We start from the raw sequence: 16,753 nt of genomic DNA on the forward strand, positions 1-16,753 counted from the left end.
ACATTTTTTATTCAAAACCTTTCATAATGTGCTGATTTTGTAGGAAATAACAAGCAAATCATGGAATATCGATGATTTTATGGTAAATGTGCAGACAGTTTTTACAAACCTTTATCTTTGTTAAAAATTAAAAGATGAACATTTTAATCATTAACGGACCGAATCTTAACCTGCTGGGCAGCCGAGAGCCTGAAATATATGGTACTGTTTCCATGGAAAGTTTTTTAAATGAGTTAAAAAGCGCTTTTCCGCAGCACCAAATTTTATACCATCAGTCCAATATCGAAGGCGAAATCATCAACCGCCTACAAGAAAATGATTTTGATGCGCTGGTGATCAATCCCGGTGCATTCACCCATTATTCTTATGCCATTGCCGATTGTCTTAAAAATGTACGTACCCCAAAGGTCGAGGTTCATATCAGCCACATCTATCAGCGTGAAGAGTTCCGGCAGAAATCTGTCACCGCACCTAATACCGACGGCGTTATTTCCGGTTTCGGTTTAGAAGGGTACAGGCTGGCCATTCTCAGTCTTGATAAAAATATATGATTTAGGCTTCTGATAATTTTTAAAAATAATCAAACGCGGCAAAATTTCCTATTTTTGAAGCATGAAGGCAGTAAAAGTAGCGTCTGAGACACAAAAAAGGGAGTTTCTTGACTTCCCGGCAAGGCTTCTTCAACACGATGAAAATTATATTCGGCCACTTGATCAGGATATTGAAGATGTATTCAATCCCAAAAAGAACAAACTTTTCAGAAAGGGAAAGTGCGAACGTTTTTTATTCCTCAATAAAGAGGGTAAAACTGTAGGAAAGATCGCCGTATTCATCAACCCGAAATATAAACAGCCGCAGCCGACAGGTGGCATCGGCTTCTTCGATTGTATCGATGATCAGCCGACCGCCGATTTTATCTTCGATTATGCCAAAGATTTCCTTCAGCAAAACGGCATGGCAGCCATGGACGGCCCGATAAACTTCGGAGAACGAGATAAGTTCTGGGGTTTGCTTTCGGAAGGTTTTTCAGAGCCGTTGTATGGCATGAACTATAATCCGCCTTATTATAAAACACTCTTTGAACGGTACGGGTTTCAGGTGTACTTTAACCAACTGTGTTTCGGGCGGAAAATACATGATGAAGTCGCACAGAATTTTCTTGATATGCACCAGCGTGTCTGCAGAAACCCCGATATCACCTCGAAACGAATGAAAGTAAATCAGTTGGCAAAGTTCGCGGCCGATTTTACCGAAGTCTATAACCGTGCCTGGGCTGCACACGGCGAGGGAAAGCAGCTTTCAATAGCACAGACACAGAAACTTTTTGATACTTTAAAACCCGTGATCAATGAGCATATTTCATGGTTCGTCTACGAAAAAGAGCGGCCGATTGCCATGTGGATGAATATTCCGGATCTTAACCAATGGTTCCGGTATCTGAACGGTAAATTCAGTCTCTGGCACAAACTTAAGTTTTTAGTACTTAAAAAATTCATCAAAAACCGTAAGATGGTAGGGCTGGTTTTCGGGGTAGTCCCAGAGTGGCAAAGGAAAGGCATCGATGGATACATGATTTGGGAAGGCACCCGGCATTTCCGCAAAACCACTTCTTTTGAAGATTACGAAATGCAGTGGATCGGCGATTTTAATCCCAAGATGATAAAAATTGCGGAAAACCTGGAGACTACCGTTACGCGCAAACTTGCCACATACCGTTATTTATTCGACCGCAGCCAACCTTTTGAACGGCATAAGATTCTTTAGTTTTTTTATTAATCGTGAAATTTCACATCACGGATGTTAAGGTAGTAGGTTACATTGCCTTTCCAGTGATTTTCCTCCGCTGTGAAAGCGATATCGAATGATTTCTGCCGGAAGTCTTCTGCATATTTTCCGAGCTTGAAGCCTACACATTCAATATTTCGGCCTGTGGATTCCTGGCGCAGATAAAATTTCAGGTGGCAGTTATCCTTCCCCATCGTCTTCACATATCCAGCCACCTTCTGGTTTTTCATCACCAAAATAGGTTTCATGTTGTGCGGGCCAAAAGGTGCGAGTTTGCGGTGAAAGTTAAAGAAGTCTTTATTCAGTTCTTCAATCTCCACATCCGAGTCTATCGTGAGACATGGTTCTTTCTGATGGTCCTGTATTTTTTCGGCGACCACCTGTTCAAATTTCTTCCGGAAGAGGTCGAATTTCTCTTTCTCCATGGAAAGTCCTGCGGCTGCCGGATGCCCACCAAATTTCAGAAAGAATTCCGAGCAGCTTTCAAGCGCGTCATGTACATCAAAATCAGCGACTGAACGGGCAGAAGCCACCATTTCACCATTATTCCCGTCTGTGAACACCAATGTGGGTTTGAAGTAAGTTTCGGTTAGGCGCGAGGCTACAATCCCGATGACTCCTTTGTTCCAGCCAGCTCCGTACACAATGGTGGTATAATTACCGATTTGTGCGGTTTCCTCTACCTGTTGCAAGGCTTCGGTTGTGCTGCTCATATCCATTTCGCGGCGCGAGTCATTCAGGGTAATGATGTCGTTAACGATTTGATGTGCCTGCTTTAGGTTATCAGAGACCATCAGTTCCACCGCTGCTTTACCGTGAGATATTCTGCCGGCGGCATTTATTTTGGGAGCGATTTCGAAAACGATGTTCGATACTTCAAAAGTGGCCAGTTTTTCCTCCGGAATCAGCATCCGTAAACCAAGATTTCTGGTTTTCCGAAGCACTTTCAACCCTTGTTTGGCCAGCACTCTGTTTTCACCGGTCATTGATACGATATCGGCGGCGATAGATATGGCCAGTAAATCGGTAAGTTCAAAGAGTTCGGCCTCTGGTATTTTGTAAATGGTATTGAGTCCCTGGCAAAGTTTGAAACCAACGCCACAGCCCGAAAGTTCTTTATAAGGGTAACGGCAGTCTTTTCTTTTAGGATCTAGCACAGCGACCGCCTCGGGAATGGTTTCGCCGGGAAGGTGGTGGTCGCAAATAATAAAATCGATCCCGAACTGTCGTGCATACGCTACTTTATCCAGGGCTTTAATGCCACAGTCTAAGGCGATGATAAGCGAGAAATGGTGATCTCTGGCATATTCAATACCCTCTACTGAGATTCCGTAGCCTTCGGTATTACGGTCGGGGATGTAGTATTGCAGATATTTTTTATCGACAATTTTGCTGAGGTAAAGATACATCAGCGCCACAGCGGTAGTTCCGTCCACATCATAATCGCCATAAACCATAATTTTTTCGCCATTTTCTATTGCGGTGGCAATACGGTCGACAGCAATCTGCATATCCTTCATCAAGAAGGGGTTGTGGATGTCATTGAGGTTGGGTTTGAAGAACTCGCGTGCTTTCTGGTAGTTATCTATTCCTCGGAGAACCAGTATTTTGGATTCAAAGGTTCCAAAACCCAAGGACGAACTGATGGCGTCAACAGTTTCTTCATCCGGCTCCGGTTTGTAAATCCATTTTTGACTCATAATGTCACAAAAGTACAAAAAAGGTGGAAAGAAAGGGATAAGCCTGCCGATTAGTTTGAAAGATTCAAGCGATTGAATGTTAGAATATTCGCAAAAAAAAGCCGCCAGCGGTGTAATACCGGGCGGCTGTAGGTTTATTTTTATTTTTTAAGAATACATTTGTTGCTGAAGTTCTTTTACTTTTTTATCAGCCAGATATTCATCATAGGTCATCTCACGGTCGATAATGCCTTTCGGTGTAAGCTCGATGATGCGGTTACACACCGTTTGCAACATTTCGTGGTCATGGGATGCCAATAATACGGTTCCTTTGAAGTTGGTGAGGGAGTTGTTCAGTGTGGTGATGCTTTCGAGATCTAGGTGGTTGGTAGGCTCATCAAGCAGTAATACGTTGGCTTTTTGAAGCATCATCCGCGAGAACATGCAACGCATTTTTTCGCCTCCGGAAAGTACTTTACAAGACTTCAGGGCTTCATCACCAGAGAAAAGCATTTTACCTAAGAAGCCACGGATGAACTCTTCATGTCTTTCCTCATCGTTTTTAGTGAACTGGCGCAACCAATCTACCAAATTAATGTCTTGCTGGAAGAAATCTGTGTTGTCTAACGGCATATAGGACTGTGTGGTAGTAATGCCCCAGTTGTAGGTGCCTTTGTCGGCCTCGGCATTTCCGCTGAGGATTTCAAAAAACTCTGTGATTGCCAGACTGTTTTTAGATAGTATCGCTACTTTGTCCCCTTTTTTCAGGTTCAAATCAATGTTTGAAAACAACAGTTCGCCATCTTTTGTTTTTTCAAGACCTTTTACTTCAAGAATTTGGTCGCCGGCCTCACGTTCGGTATCGAAGATAATCGCTGGGTAACGTCTGGAGGTAGGTTTAATATCCTCAATATTCAGTTTATCAATCATTTTCTTCCGTGCGGTGGCCTGTTTTGCCTTCGCTACGTTAGAGGAGAAGCGTGCAATGAAGTCCTGGAGTTCTTTCTTCTTTTCCTCTGCTTTCTTATTGGCTTGCTGACGTTGACGGGTGGCCAGTTGTGAAGCCTGATACCAGAAAGAGTAGTTACCGGTGTATAGGTTCAGTTTCGAGTAATCTAAGTCGGCGATGTGCGTACAGACCGTGTCTAGGAAGTGACGGTCGTGGGAAACTACAATTACAGTGTTCTCGTAATCTGCCAGGAAGTCCTCGAGCCAGGAAATGGTTTCAATATCCAGGTCGTTGGTAGGTTCATCAAGTATCAGCACGTCAGGATTTCCGAAGAGTGCCTGCGCCAGAAGTACCTTTACTTTATTCTGGTTTTCAAGTTCGCCCATCAGTTGGTAATGCATGTCTTCCTTAATACCTACGTTCGAGAGCATCGTCATGGCATCAGATTCAGAGTTCCAGCCGCCCATTTCATCGTAGATGACGCCTAGTTCACCGGCTTTGATGCCATCTTCATCCGAAAAGTCTTCTTTGGCATATAAAGAATCCATCTGTTCTTTAATTTCGAAGAGTTTTTTGTTGCCGCGCAATACGGTTTCCAGCACGGTGTAATTGTCATAAGCGAAGTGGTCCTGCTCGAGTACAGACATTCTTTTGCCTGGCTCCAGAGATACGGCACCGGTAGTAGGATCTTGCTGCCCGGTTAATATTTTAAGAAAAGTAGATTTGCCCGCACCGTTCGCCCCAATGATGCCGTAGCAATTACCCTTTGTAAACAAGATGTTTACATCATCAAAGAGTACTCTTTTTCCGAATTGTAAAGATAAGTTAGATACTGTTAACATATAGTTTTGTAAATTTGATGCAAAATTACGAAAAGAATTTGGCTTTTTAAACGGCACAGTTTTTCGTAACAAATAACCTATGAAGGTTGTTAACATTAGGAAATTTTTTGTTAAAGTTTAAAAATATTAACAGTACATATTAATTACAGGAATATCATGAAAATGAAGATTGAAAAATCTGTTACTATTTTAAATAAACGGGCAAGGTTCGAGTATGAAATCCTCGAGGAAATTGAAGCAGGCATCGTGTTGACAGGTACGGAGATCAAATCACTACGTTCTTCCAAGGCAAGCATTACTGAGGCATTCTGCCAGTTTATAGAAGGCGAACTTTATATCATCAATATGATGATTGATGAATATAAATTGGGAACATTTTATAACCATAAGACAAAAAGGGAACGGAAGTTGCTGTTGCACAAAACAGAATTGAAAAAGTTCGAAAAAAAGCTAAAAGATGTTGGTAATACTATAATTCCGCTGAAACTTTATATCAACCAGACCGGTAAAGCTAAGGTGCTCATCGCACTTGGAAAAGGTAAAAAACTCTATGATAAAAGAGAATCTATAAAAGATAGGGAAAATAAGCGGAATATTGACCGATTACTTAAGAAAAGTTAAAAAATACCGCAATTCACTTTGACAATAACGAAAAATTATATTTATTTGCATTATCAATTATTTAATCATTTAATTCTATGAAAAATCTAAAATTAGGAATTTCAGCATTGGCACTTACTGTAGCCTCTACTGTATTCGCTCAGACGACCAGTAATCCGTGGCTTATCGGAGTTGGTGCACACGGGGTAAACCACGCTGCTGCAGGCGGAAATGCTGGAAATGTATTAGGTACAGCATTCGGCGGAAATGAAGCTGATGCGCTTTACAACATCAACAATTTTACCATTACACCACCACTTTCTAAGTTAACAGTTGCAAGAAACCTAAACAAATATTTAGTTCTTGACTGGCAGACTTCTGTAGGGAACGTAGATAATAAGAGACTGGGTATGGGTAAAGAATTCTTCCTTATGACAGGTCTTGGTCTTCAATTTAAATTCAACGGCCTTTGGGATGAGGAGTCTTGGTTCGATCCGTATTTAAGAGTTGGTGCTAACTACCTAAGACATGATTATTCAGGTCAGTCTAACGCAATAGATGAAGATGGTGAAAACATTGGTGCAGATCACTTCGCACTTGCTACAGGTCTTGGATCTAACTTTTGGATTACTAAAAACTTCGGTCTTGGTATTCAAGGAGATTATGTTTCAACACCAGTTGATAAGTCAGTAGCTGCTAACTTCTGGCAAGCGTCTGCTTCCTTATTATTCAGATTCGGTAATACCGATAGAGATAAGGACGGAATTTTAGATAAAGATGATTTATGTCCTGATACGCCAGGTCTTGCCCAGTTCCAAGGTTGTCCTGATACTGACGGAGACGGCGTTCCAGATAAAGATGATCAGTGTCCAGATGTTGCAGGACCAGTTGAAAACAACGGATGTCCTTGGCCAGATACTGATGGTGATGGTGTAGTAGATAAAGATGATGCTTGTCCTGAAGTTGCAGGTCCTGCAGAAAACAATGGATGTCCTTGGCCAGATACTGACAATGACGGAATCCTTGACAAAGATGATGCATGTCCTACCGTTCCTGGTTTAGCTCAGTATAACGGTTGTCCTAAGCCACAGCAAGTATGGGCTGATGAAGCTACTAAATCTTTAGAGAACATCCTGTTCAACTTTGATAAAGCTACATTAAGACCAGAATCTAAAGAAAAATTAGATACTGCTGCACAAATCATCAAAGATTCTCAAGGTAGATTCCTTATCATCGGTCACACTGATAAAAAAGGTAACGATGCCTACAACCTGAAACTTTCTCAAAGAAGAGCTGCAGCTGTTGTAGATGCCCTTGAAGCAAGAGGAGTAAACGCTGCATCATTAAAGTCAATGGGTGTTGGTGAGCAAGATGCTACCGTACCAGAAAACGCTTCTAACGCGGCAAGACTAAAAGACAGAAAAGTAGTTGTAAAACCAGCTGACGATGCTACTTGGGAAACTCTTAAGAAAAGAGATTACTAACAAGTAACTTTCAAAATAAACAGAAACACCTCCGCATTGCGGGGGTGTTTTTTTATGATTTTTTATTTATTTTTGTAATCAATTTTAATAATAAATATGGGACGCGCATTCGAATACAGAAAAGCTTCAAAAATGGCCCGTTGGGACAAAATGGCCAAAACTTTCTCTAAAATAGGTAAAGACATTGCACTGGCAGTGAAGGCCGGCGGCCCCGATCCAGAAGCAAATCCCGCACTACGGCGTTGCATACAGAACGCTAAAGGAGCCAATATGCCCAAGGATAATGTAGAGCGCGCAATTAAGAAAGCCAGCGGTGCCGAAGCCGAAAATTACGAAGAAGTAACCTATGAGGGATATGGACAGGGCGGCGTAGCATTTTTCATTGAATGTACTACTAATAACACTACAAGGACTGTAGCCAACGTAAGAGCGGTATTTAATAAGTTCTCAGGTAATCTTGGTAAAAATGGGGAACTTGCTTTTATATTTGACCGCAAAGGCATTTTTACCATAGACCGTTCCCTCATCACAATGGATTGGGAAGAATTTGAGATGGAAATGATTGATGGAGGTGCTGAAGATATCGACAGTGATGAGGAAGAAGTAATGATTACTTCCGCCTACGAAGATTTCGGTGCCGTATCTCATAAATTAGATGAACTCAAGATTGAGGTAAAAAGCGCGGAACTTCAGCGTATCGCCAATATAACCAAAGAAGTGACGGAAGAGCAGTTTAAAGCCAACATGAAAATGCTGGAACGCTTCGAGGAAGATGACGATGTACAGAATGTATATCATAACATGGAAATCACCGAAGCTTTATTGGAAACGCTATAGACATTTCCTGAAAAAAGGCCTTTACCGATACAGCAACAGATCATCAACATCATTCATACGCTTCATCACGCTTCGGGCATACGAGCAGTGTGGGTACACTTTCCAGTTATTATCGCGGGCAAAACGGATGGACTCTTCTACCAGATATTTCCCCATCCCGCGGCCTTCAAATTGACGGTGAACAAGTACAAAAGAAATGACAAGACGCTGTTCCTCAGGAAAAACCGTATAAGTAAGCCGACCGATTTCGTCCGTATCGTTACTTAATGTAATGATTCCTCCATTGCCGGTCTGTTTGTTTTCGTATTTCATGAAATTTTATTTAAACTAACCTAAACGCAGTAAATTCCGTGCCTTTTTTCTTTATAAGGAAGCAAAAGGTTCAGTTTTACCACTTATAACAGAGATGAAAATTACCTTAAACCGACTTAACGACGATTATTTATTCGAGTGTACCAATGCGCAGGGCAACAAAATTTTGCTTGATAATACCTCCGCACCAAATGCGCAGGGAGTATCCCCGATGGAGAGTATCCTAATGGCTGTGGCCGCTTGCAGCGGTATCGATATGGTATCAATCCTCAAGAAGCAACGCCAGACGATCACCTCATTTTCGGCTGAGGTAGAAGGCGAGCGCGTTCAGGTAGATGAGGCAAAACCCTTTAAGAATATCTTGGTGAAATTCATCCTGGAAGGAGTTATAGAACCTTCAAAGGCTCTGAAATCCGCCGCGCTGTCATTTGAGAAATACTGCTCGGTATCGAAAACGCTAGAACCCAACGTCACGGTAAGTTATGAAGTCTTCGTCAACGGACAGAAAGTTTAAAATAATTTAAAAGGCAGTTATACAACTGCCTTTTCGTTATCCTTTCGCTTTTGGTTTCAGTAATTTGGCAACAGTTGCCGTCCAGCCGGTTTGGTGGGAAGCGCCAATGCCTTTGCCGGTATCTCCGTTGAAATATTCATTGAAGGTAATGTAATCTTTGAAATGTTCATCAAAATTCAAGAGTTGATTTCCCCCATTGAAAGGTCTTTCACCCTTTTCGTTTTTAAGAAATAAGGAGCAGAGACGTTGGCTGATATTGTCTGAAACATATTCCAGATTATGCATCTGCCCACTGTTCGCCGGAAACTCAATCTGAAGGCTTTCGCCATAATAATAATGATAGCGCTGCAGACTTTCTACGATCAAAAAGTTTATAGGGAACCAAATGGGGCCACGCCAGTTGCTGTTACCGCCAAACATTCGGCTGTCGCTTTCCGCAGGCGTATATTTCACCACAAAATCCCGTCCATCAACATTGAAGGTGTAAGGATGTTCTTCATAAACCTTCGACATGGAGCGGATGCCGAAATCTGAAAGAAATTCCTTTTCATCGACCATCCTTGCCAACACCCTTTTCAAGCGGGTCTTGCGCAGGATGCTCATCAAATGCTTGCCACCTTTGCCCTCTACTTCCCAATGCGAGACCAGGCTGGCCAGTTCAGGTTTGTTCTTTAAGATCCAGTCCATCCTTTTGGTGAAATTCGGTAGTTTCTCCAATGTCTCATGATCGATGATTTCTACCGCAAACATGGGGATGAGCCCTACAATGCTCCTGAGTTTCAAAGAAATGGAGTCGCCATCACTCAGTTGCAGTACATCATAGAAGAACCCGTCTTCCTCGTTCCACAGGCCACCTCTCGCATTCCCGATATTCTCCATGGCTTTGGCGATATAAAGGTAATGCTCGAAGAATTTTATCGCCATGTCCTCATATACGGGGTTGTAAAGTGCCAATTCCATCGAGATACGCATCATGTTCAGCGCAAACATGGCCATCCAGCTGGTTCCGTCGGCCTGCTCCAGGTGTTCCCCGTTCTTAAACTGCATATTCCGGTCAAAGGCACCGATATTGTCCAATCCCAGGAAGCCACCGCCAAATACGTTATTTCCGTTTTTATCTTTCCGGTTTACCCACCAGGTGAAATTCAGCAGTAGTTTCTGAAAAACGCTTTCAAGGAACTGAATATCTGGCTTCCCGTGGTATTTTTCATCAATTTTATATACCCGAAAGGTGGACCAGGCATGCACCGGCGGATTTACATCACTGAAATCCCACTCGTAGGCTGGCAGTTGCCCATTGGGGTGCATATACCATTCTTTGGTGAGGAGTTTCAGCTGATGTTTGGCAAAAACGGAGTCTACCATGGCAAAAGGTACACAATGGAAAGCCAAATCCCATGTCGCAAACCACGGATATTCCCATTTATCGGGCATGGAAATAATGTCTTTGTTTTCCATGTGTTCCCAATGGGTGTTGCGTACGAACTGACTAAAATCTCGGTTGGCTGGGAATTTCGGGTCGCCTTTCAGCCATTTGGCGACGTTATAGTTATAGAACTGTTTGTTCCACAGCAAACCGGCCAATGCCTGCCGCTGAATGTTTTTTTCTTCTTCACTCTTTAGATCAGCTTGTAAATATCCGTAGAATTCATCGGCTTCATTTTTTCTTTGATTAAACAGTTCGTCGAAGCCATTGAAAGCATCATCAGTTTCTACTGAGCTCAGGCGGAAATCAAAAGTTTTAATTTCACCAGGTGAGAGTTCTGTATTGATGTGGAAAGCAGCTTTTGTGCCTGTTTGTAAGGGGTTTATTGCTTCTTTTAAATGATGGACAAGATAGTCGTTGATGCCGTCTTTATAATACATCGGCTCTTGGGAAGCACCATTTACCTTAGCTGGGTTCGATTCGTTATGGCAGAATAATATTTCGGTATCTTGGTGCCGGGCGTAACAGGATTTCACTGTCACAGATTGATGATGGATGTCTATCTTTCCTTTCACCGAAGATTTTAGTTCAGGGATGTAATCATTATATCCCCAGGCCCAATTATTACGGAACCAGAGTGTCGGCAAAATATGCAGAGGTACTTTTTCGGAGCTTCTGTTACTTACCGTTACACGAACAGCGATGTCATCATAATCAAATTTGGCATATTCAATAAAGATATCAAAATATTGCTGCTGATTAAAGATGTCGGAATCTGTAATTTCAAATTCAGGTTCTTTTTTAGAGCGCCGGGTGTTTTCAGCGATTAACTCATCATACGGAAACTTGTTGATAGGATATTTGTACACCATTTTCATGTATGCATGCGTCGGCGTATTATCCAGGTAATAGAAGATTTCTTTGATGTCTTCCCCATGATTGCCTTCATAATTACTAAGTCCGAAGAACCGTTCTTTAATATACTCATCTTGCCCATTCCAGAAGGCAAGGGCGAAACATAGCAACTGCTCGTCATCACATATCCCGGCTATTCCGTCCTCATTCCACCGATATGCACGGCTGAGAGCGCCTTTATAGGTCGTAAACCCCCATGCGTCGCCATTGTTGCTGTAATCTTCACGTACAGTTCCCCATTGACGGTTGCTTACGTATGGTCCCCATTTTTTCCACTTATCATCCTGCATTCGCTGTTGTTCTGCCATCATATCCTAAAAATTTCCAGACGCGAAATTATGAAATAAAAATTTTTGGCTTTCTGTTGCATTTTCATAAAAATCGGCTATTTTTGCAGTAGAATTGTTCATTTACATATTGAAAATGTTATCAAGAAAGGTGGAGAGAGTAGACTCAGTGAAACCTTGGCAACCCTTCGGCGACGGAGAAGGTGCTACATTCTATTCGCAGCAGCGAAGAAGATAACAGATCTATTTTTTCTTCCTTCCTTGGTAGCATTTTCAATTTTTTTAATTAAATAAAAAAATTGGGAACTCAGCTGCCACATTCACTCTTTCATCATCTGGTTACTTTCTCACAGCATTTGTGGGTTTTTTGGTATGCGTTTGCGCAAGCATGTTCCCTGTAAATTTATATGAAAAATACAGAAAAATTGCATCAGGCTCTTTCTGAAAGAATCTTGGTGCTCGATGGTGCCATGGGTACAATGTTGCAGCGCTATGGTTTTACAGAAGAAGATTATCGTGGCACGCGCTTCCGTGACTGGCCATCGCCGCTCAAAGGAAACAACGATTTGTTGTCACTTACACAACCTCAGGCAATTGAGGAAGTGCACCGCAAATACCTGAGTGCTGGTGCGGATATTATAGAAACCAATACTTTTTCTGCCACCACTATTGCCATGGCCGATTATCAGATGCAAAAGTTGGTATACGAACTCAATTTTGAGTCTGCCAGAATTGCTCGAAAAGCTTGCGATGAATTTAGTGCCCAAAATTCTGATGAACCAAGATTTGTGGCAGGTTCCATAGGACCTACCAATAAGACGGCCAGCCTAAGCCCGGATGTTAATGATCCTGGTTATCGCGCCGTGACATTTGATGAATTGCGTGTAGCCTACAAAGGGCAGGCCTCTGCATTGTTGGATGGCGGTGCAGATATACTGCTGGTAGAAACCATATTTGATACCCTGAACGCCAAAGCAGCGCTATATGCGATTGATGAAGTTCAGGAAGAAAGGAAAATTCGTATTCCGATCATGGTATCCGGCACGATTACGGATGCTTCGGGCCGAACGCTGAGCGGGCAAACGGCGGAAGCTTTTCTTATATCCGTATCTCACATGGATTTGCTGAGTGTAGGTCTTAATTGTGCATTAGGTGCAAAACAACTTACGCCATATCTCGAAGCGTTGGCGTCCAAGTCACAATTTCATATTTCTGCCTATCCGAACGCTGGTTTACCTAATGCTTTCGGGCAATATGAGGAGTCGCCTGGCGCAATGGCTGCACAAATTAAAGAGTACACGGAAAAAGGACTTATAAACATCATCGGAGGTTGTTGTGGAACCACCCCAGAACATATTCAGGCTATTGCGGAACTCGTGGCCAGATATGCACCAAGGAAAATTAGTTTAACTGCTTCGCCAACGCAATCTTTATCATGAAAACAACCCGATATCTGAAACTCGCTGGATTAGAGCCCTTGGTGATCACACCAGAATCCAATTTTATAAATGTTGGTGAACGTACCAATGTCGCCGGTTCCAAAAAATTTCTGCGCCTTATCAAAGAGAACAATTTTACAGATGCACTGGATATTGCCCGCGAACAGGTGGAAGGCGGCGCACAGATCCTTGATGTCAATTTTGATGATGGTCTTCTGGACGGCAAATACTGCATGGTGAAATTCCTGAATTTAATCGCTGCTGAACCTGATATCTCCCGTGTGCCGATGATGATCGATTCTTCAAAATGGGAGATCATTGAGGCTGGCCTGCAGGTAGTGCAAGGTAAATGCGTGGTAAATTCCATTAGTCTTAAAGAAGGTGAGGATACATTTATCGCCCAGGCCCGGAAAGTGAAACGCTATGGTGCCGCACTGATCGTGATGGCTTTTGACGAAGCAGGACAGGCAGATAATTACGACAGGAGGATTGAAATCTGTAAAAGGAGCTACCGGATACTCACCGAAATCGTTAAATTCCCGCCGGAAGACATTATCTTCGATCTTAATATATTTCCTGTAGCCACCGGTATGGAGGAACACCGCAGAAATGCCCTCGATTTTATTGAAGCGACGCGTTGGGTTCGTGAAAATTTACCTTACGTTTCCGTTAGTGGTGGGGTGTCTAACGTATCTTTTTCATTTCGTGGTAATGACCGGGTACGCGAAGCGATGCATGCGGTTTTCCTTTATCACGCCATCCGTGCCGGAATGAATATCGGGATCGTAAATCCTGCACTGCTTGAGGTCTATGATGACATACCCCAAGAATTGCTGCAACTGGTCGAAGATGTAATGCTGAACCGTCGCGACGATGCCACAGAACGCCTTTTGGCCTATTCTGAAGAAGTAAAATCTGTTCAGAAAAACTTTACAGAAGACCTGCAATGGCGCCAAAATAACTTACAGGAAAGAATTACCCATGCTTTGGTAAAAGGAACCGACCGCTTCATCCTCGAAGATATGGAAGAAGCCCGGAGCACCACTGAAAGACCGCTCGATGTGATTGAGATTTATTTAATGACCGGGATGGGCGTGGTTGGGGATCTTTTCGGCAGCGGTAAGATGTTTTTGCCCCAAGTCGTAAAATCTGCCCGCGTCATGAAAAAAGCTGTGGCCTACCTGCAACCTCACATCGAGGCACAAAAAAACCAACAGCAAAAAACCAACGGAAAAGTCCTCATGGCAACGGTAAAAGGTGATGTTCATGATATTGGTAAAAATATTGTGAGTGTGGTGCTGGGTTGTAATAACTATGAGATTATCGATCTTGGTGTGATGGTTCCGGCGGAAAAAATCATCAGTGCAGCTAAGGAGCATCAGGCAGATATTATTGGCCTCAGCGGATTAATCACTCCAAGCCTTGATGAGATGGTACATGTCGCCGAAGAACTGCAACGCCAAAAGTTAAATATTCCATTGATGATCGGGGGAGCCACTACTTCAAAAGCACATACCGCAGTAAAAATCTTCCCGAAATATGAGCATCCCGTAGTTCATGTAAATGATGCGTCCCGTGCGGTAGGCGTGGTTTCGCAACTTTTAGACAGTAGAAATGTACAGTTTAAAGCCGCATTAAAAGCCGATTATGAAGATTTCCGGCAGAAATTCCTGAATCGGCAGATAGAAAAGGAATATGTACCGTTAGAAGTGGCGCGTCAAAATAAACATCAGATCAATTGGGCAGAAGAACAAATCTTTGCACCCGCGTTTTTAGGCATAAATATTACAGAGGATCAGGATCTTGAAGAATTACTGCCGTTTATCGACTGGACTCCTTTCTTCCGCAGTTGGGAACTTTTCGGTAAATATCCAAACATTCTACATGATGAGATTATAGGAGAACAAGCCACTGAACTCTACAATGACGCCCAAAAGGTCTTGAAAAAGATCGTGGAGGAGAAATTATTTACGGCTAAAGCTGTTTTCGGGATCTTTCCTGCTAATTCCACTGACAAGGATGAGGTGAAATTACAGCATCAGCAAACAGAATTTACCTTTCAAACACTTAGGCAGCAACACAAAAAAGCCGAGGGTAAAAGTTACTTGGCACTCAGCGATTTCATTGCGCCCCAATCTTCCGGAAAACAGGATTATGTGGGCGCGTTTTGTGTGACAGCCGGGTTTGGTACCGAAGAACTCGCGCAGACATATTATCACGAAAATGATGACTATACCGCCATTATCGTTAAAGCACTGGCTGACCGTTTGGCAGAAGCCTTCGCGGAATTTCTTCATCACAAAGTCCGCACAGCATATTGGGGTTATGCCAAAGATGAAAACTTGCGTAACGAAGATCTTATCAAGGAAAAATACATAGGCATCCGCCCAGCGCCCGGCTATCCGGCATGTCCTGACCATCTGGAAAAAATTTCTATCTGGCAACTGCTGCGGGTAAAAGAAAACATTGGGGTGGAGCTTACTGAAAATCTGGCCATGTTCCCCACGGCTTCAGTTTCAGGTTATTATTTTGCCAGTCCACATGCGAAATATTTTGGCGTCGGAAAGATTGCTGAAGACCAGTTGCGGGATTATGCAAAACGTAAGAACATCAGTCTCGAAACAGCACGTAAATGGCTTAAAACCAGTTTGAACGATATTTAAAAACACCTAATTAATTTAATAATAGAAGGCGAAAAGTCACCTTCTGCCATCAGATAGATATAATGAAAATCACAGAACATCTTGAAAAAGCCCAAGGGAAAACCCTGTTCTCGCTGGAAGTTGTACCACCACCAAAAGGTATCGGGATCGAAGATTTGTATAAAAATATTGATCCTTTAATGGAGTTTAAGCCTCCGTTTATTGACGTTACGACATCGCGTGAGGAATATATCTACATCGACAAGGGCAACGGGCTAATGGAAAGAAAAATTACCCGGATGCGGCCCGGGACTTTAGGGATTTGTTCTGCCATACAGCATAAATACAATGTAGATACCGTTCCGCACGTACTCTGTGGCGGATTTTCAATGGAAGAGACGGAATATCTGCTCGTGGACTGTATGTATCTTGGGATTGAAAATGTAATGGCACTGCGCGGCGACGCCATGAAAGGGCAGCAACATTTTGAGCCTACACCGGGTGGGCATAAAAATGCGGTGGACCTTGTACATCAAATTAACAACTTAGGCAGAGGGAAATATCTGCATGATGATACCATCTGTGCGGAAAATACCAAATTCTGCATTGGTGTCGCAGGTTATCCGGAAAAACATATCGAAGCGCCGTCAATCAATTATGACCTGAAGTGGCTGAAGCAGAAAGTAGAGGCTGGGGCCGATTATGTGGTGACACAGATGTTCTTTGATAACCGGAAATTCATAGAGTTTGTAACGAAAGCCCGGGCCGCCGGCATTACAGTGCCCATAATTCCGGGGCTTAAACCTATCGCCACCAAATCTCATCTTCAGATTCTACCGAAAATTTTTAAAATAGATTTGCCTGAAGACCTGATCTCTGAGGTTGAAAAAGCCTCAGACAATACTGCCGTCAAACAGATTGGGATTGAATGGACAATTCAGCAATGTCGCGAGCTGATGGATTTTGGTGTGCCCGTGCTGCATTTCTATTCAATGGGGAAAAGCGATAACATCCGTAGGATTGCCAGCGAACTTTTTTAAGG

The 16,753-nt window shown here is 42.8% G+C and carries 13 protein-coding genes and 1 riboswitch; of the genes, 9 read left to right on the plus strand and 4 right to left on the minus strand.

All coding sequences use genetic code 11. From position 1 onward, the window contains the following. The first annotated feature begins 134 nt into the window (after positions 1–134). Together CO230_RS01735 and CO230_RS01740 are read left to right on the plus strand one after the other, a co-directional pair. The gene (locus tag CO230_RS01735) at positions 135–551 is read left to right on the plus strand and encodes a type II 3-dehydroquinate dehydratase (RefSeq protein ID WP_122027024.1); all 417 of its coding nucleotides are present in this window, start codon (positions 135–137) and stop codon (positions 549–551) included. A gap of 61 nt (positions 552–612) precedes the next feature. After that, positions 613–1,764 carry a hypothetical protein gene (locus CO230_RS01740; RefSeq protein WP_122027025.1) on the plus strand — a complete coding sequence of 384 codons (1,152 nt, stop codon included), beginning with the start codon at positions 613–615 and terminating at the stop codon, positions 1,762–1,764. An 8-nt stretch (positions 1,765–1,772) separates the two neighbouring features. Here the strand turns inward: CO230_RS01740 and recJ are convergent, their stop codons facing one another. Both recJ and CO230_RS01750 read right to left on the minus strand, forming a co-directional pair. Next, on the minus strand, positions 1,773–3,485 hold the full coding sequence (gene recJ, locus CO230_RS01745; RefSeq protein ID WP_122027026.1) for a single-stranded-DNA-specific exonuclease RecJ: 1,713 nt from the start codon (positions 3,483–3,485) through the stop codon (positions 1,773–1,775). Positions 3,486–3,632: 147 nt separating this feature from the next. Continuing rightward, the gene (locus CO230_RS01750) at positions 3,633–5,255 is read right to left on the minus strand and encodes an ABC-F family ATP-binding cassette domain-containing protein (protein ID WP_122027027.1); all 1,623 of its coding nucleotides are present in this window, start codon (positions 5,253–5,255) and stop codon (positions 3,633–3,635) included. A gap of 162 nt (positions 5,256–5,417) precedes the next feature. Here CO230_RS01750 and smpB point away from each other — a divergent pair, with 162 nt between their 5' ends. The 3 genes from smpB (at position 5,418) to CO230_RS01765 (ending at position 8,176) form a co-directional block, all read left to right on the plus strand. Continuing rightward, positions 5,418–5,876 (plus strand): SsrA-binding protein SmpB, encoded by a 459-nt coding sequence (gene smpB, locus CO230_RS01755; RefSeq protein WP_122028853.1) that lies wholly within the window; start codon positions 5,418–5,420, stop codon positions 5,874–5,876. A gap of 77 nt (positions 5,877–5,953) precedes the next feature. Beyond that, positions 5,954–7,339 carry an OmpA family protein gene (locus CO230_RS01760; RefSeq protein ID WP_122027028.1) on the plus strand — a complete coding sequence of 462 codons (1,386 nt, stop codon included), beginning with the start codon at positions 5,954–5,956 and terminating at the stop codon, positions 7,337–7,339. A 96-nt stretch (positions 7,340–7,435) separates the two neighbouring features. Further along, a complete protein-coding gene (locus CO230_RS01765) occupies positions 7,436–8,176 on the plus strand; it encodes a YebC/PmpR family DNA-binding transcriptional regulator (RefSeq protein WP_122027029.1) in 741 nt (246 codons plus the stop codon). Between the two features lie 21 nt (positions 8,177–8,197). On the opposite strand, the gene CO230_RS01770 is transcribed toward CO230_RS01765, so the two are convergent. Further along, positions 8,198–8,488, minus strand: coding sequence for a GNAT family N-acetyltransferase (locus CO230_RS01770; protein ID WP_122027030.1), 291 nt, complete (start codon positions 8,486–8,488; stop codon positions 8,198–8,200). A 94-nt stretch (positions 8,489–8,582) separates the two neighbouring features. On the opposite strand from CO230_RS01770, the gene CO230_RS01775 reads away from it, so the two are divergent. Further along, positions 8,583–9,002 carry an OsmC family protein gene (locus CO230_RS01775; protein WP_122027031.1) on the plus strand — a complete coding sequence of 140 codons (420 nt, stop codon included), beginning with the start codon at positions 8,583–8,585 and terminating at the stop codon, positions 9,000–9,002. Positions 9,003–9,038: 36 nt separating this feature from the next. Here the strand turns inward: CO230_RS01775 and CO230_RS01780 are convergent, their stop codons facing one another. Then, positions 9,039–11,654 (minus strand): MGH1-like glycoside hydrolase domain-containing protein, encoded by a 2,616-nt coding sequence (locus CO230_RS01780; protein WP_122027032.1) that lies wholly within the window; start codon positions 11,652–11,654, stop codon positions 9,039–9,041. Positions 11,655–11,766: 112 nt separating this feature from the next. Beyond that, positions 11,767–11,871, plus strand: a riboswitch (SAM riboswitch). A 166-nt stretch (positions 11,872–12,037) separates the two neighbouring features. On the opposite strand from CO230_RS01780, the gene CO230_RS01785 reads away from it, so the two are divergent. The 3 genes from CO230_RS01785 (at position 12,038) to metF (ending at position 16,751) form a co-directional block, all read left to right on the plus strand. Beyond that, the gene (locus CO230_RS01785; RefSeq protein WP_122027033.1) at positions 12,038–13,069 is read left to right on the plus strand and encodes a homocysteine S-methyltransferase family protein; all 1,032 of its coding nucleotides are present in this window, start codon (positions 12,038–12,040) and stop codon (positions 13,067–13,069) included. Further along, the gene (gene metH / locus CO230_RS01790; RefSeq protein WP_122027034.1) at positions 13,066–15,732 is read left to right on the plus strand and encodes a methionine synthase; all 2,667 of its coding nucleotides are present in this window, start codon (positions 13,066–13,068) and stop codon (positions 15,730–15,732) included. The genes CO230_RS01785 and metH overlap by 4 nt, the downstream gene beginning before the upstream one ends. A 62-nt stretch (positions 15,733–15,794) precedes the next feature. After that, the gene (metF, locus tag CO230_RS01795; RefSeq protein ID WP_122027035.1) at positions 15,795–16,751 is read left to right on the plus strand and encodes a methylenetetrahydrofolate reductase [NAD(P)H]; all 957 of its coding nucleotides are present in this window, start codon (positions 15,795–15,797) and stop codon (positions 16,749–16,751) included. The last annotated feature ends 2 nt before the right edge of the window (positions 16,752–16,753 follow it).

The organism is Chryseobacterium sp. 6424, from assembly GCF_003692615.1.
GTDB lineage: Bacteria > Bacteroidota > Bacteroidia > Flavobacteriales > Weeksellaceae > Kaistella.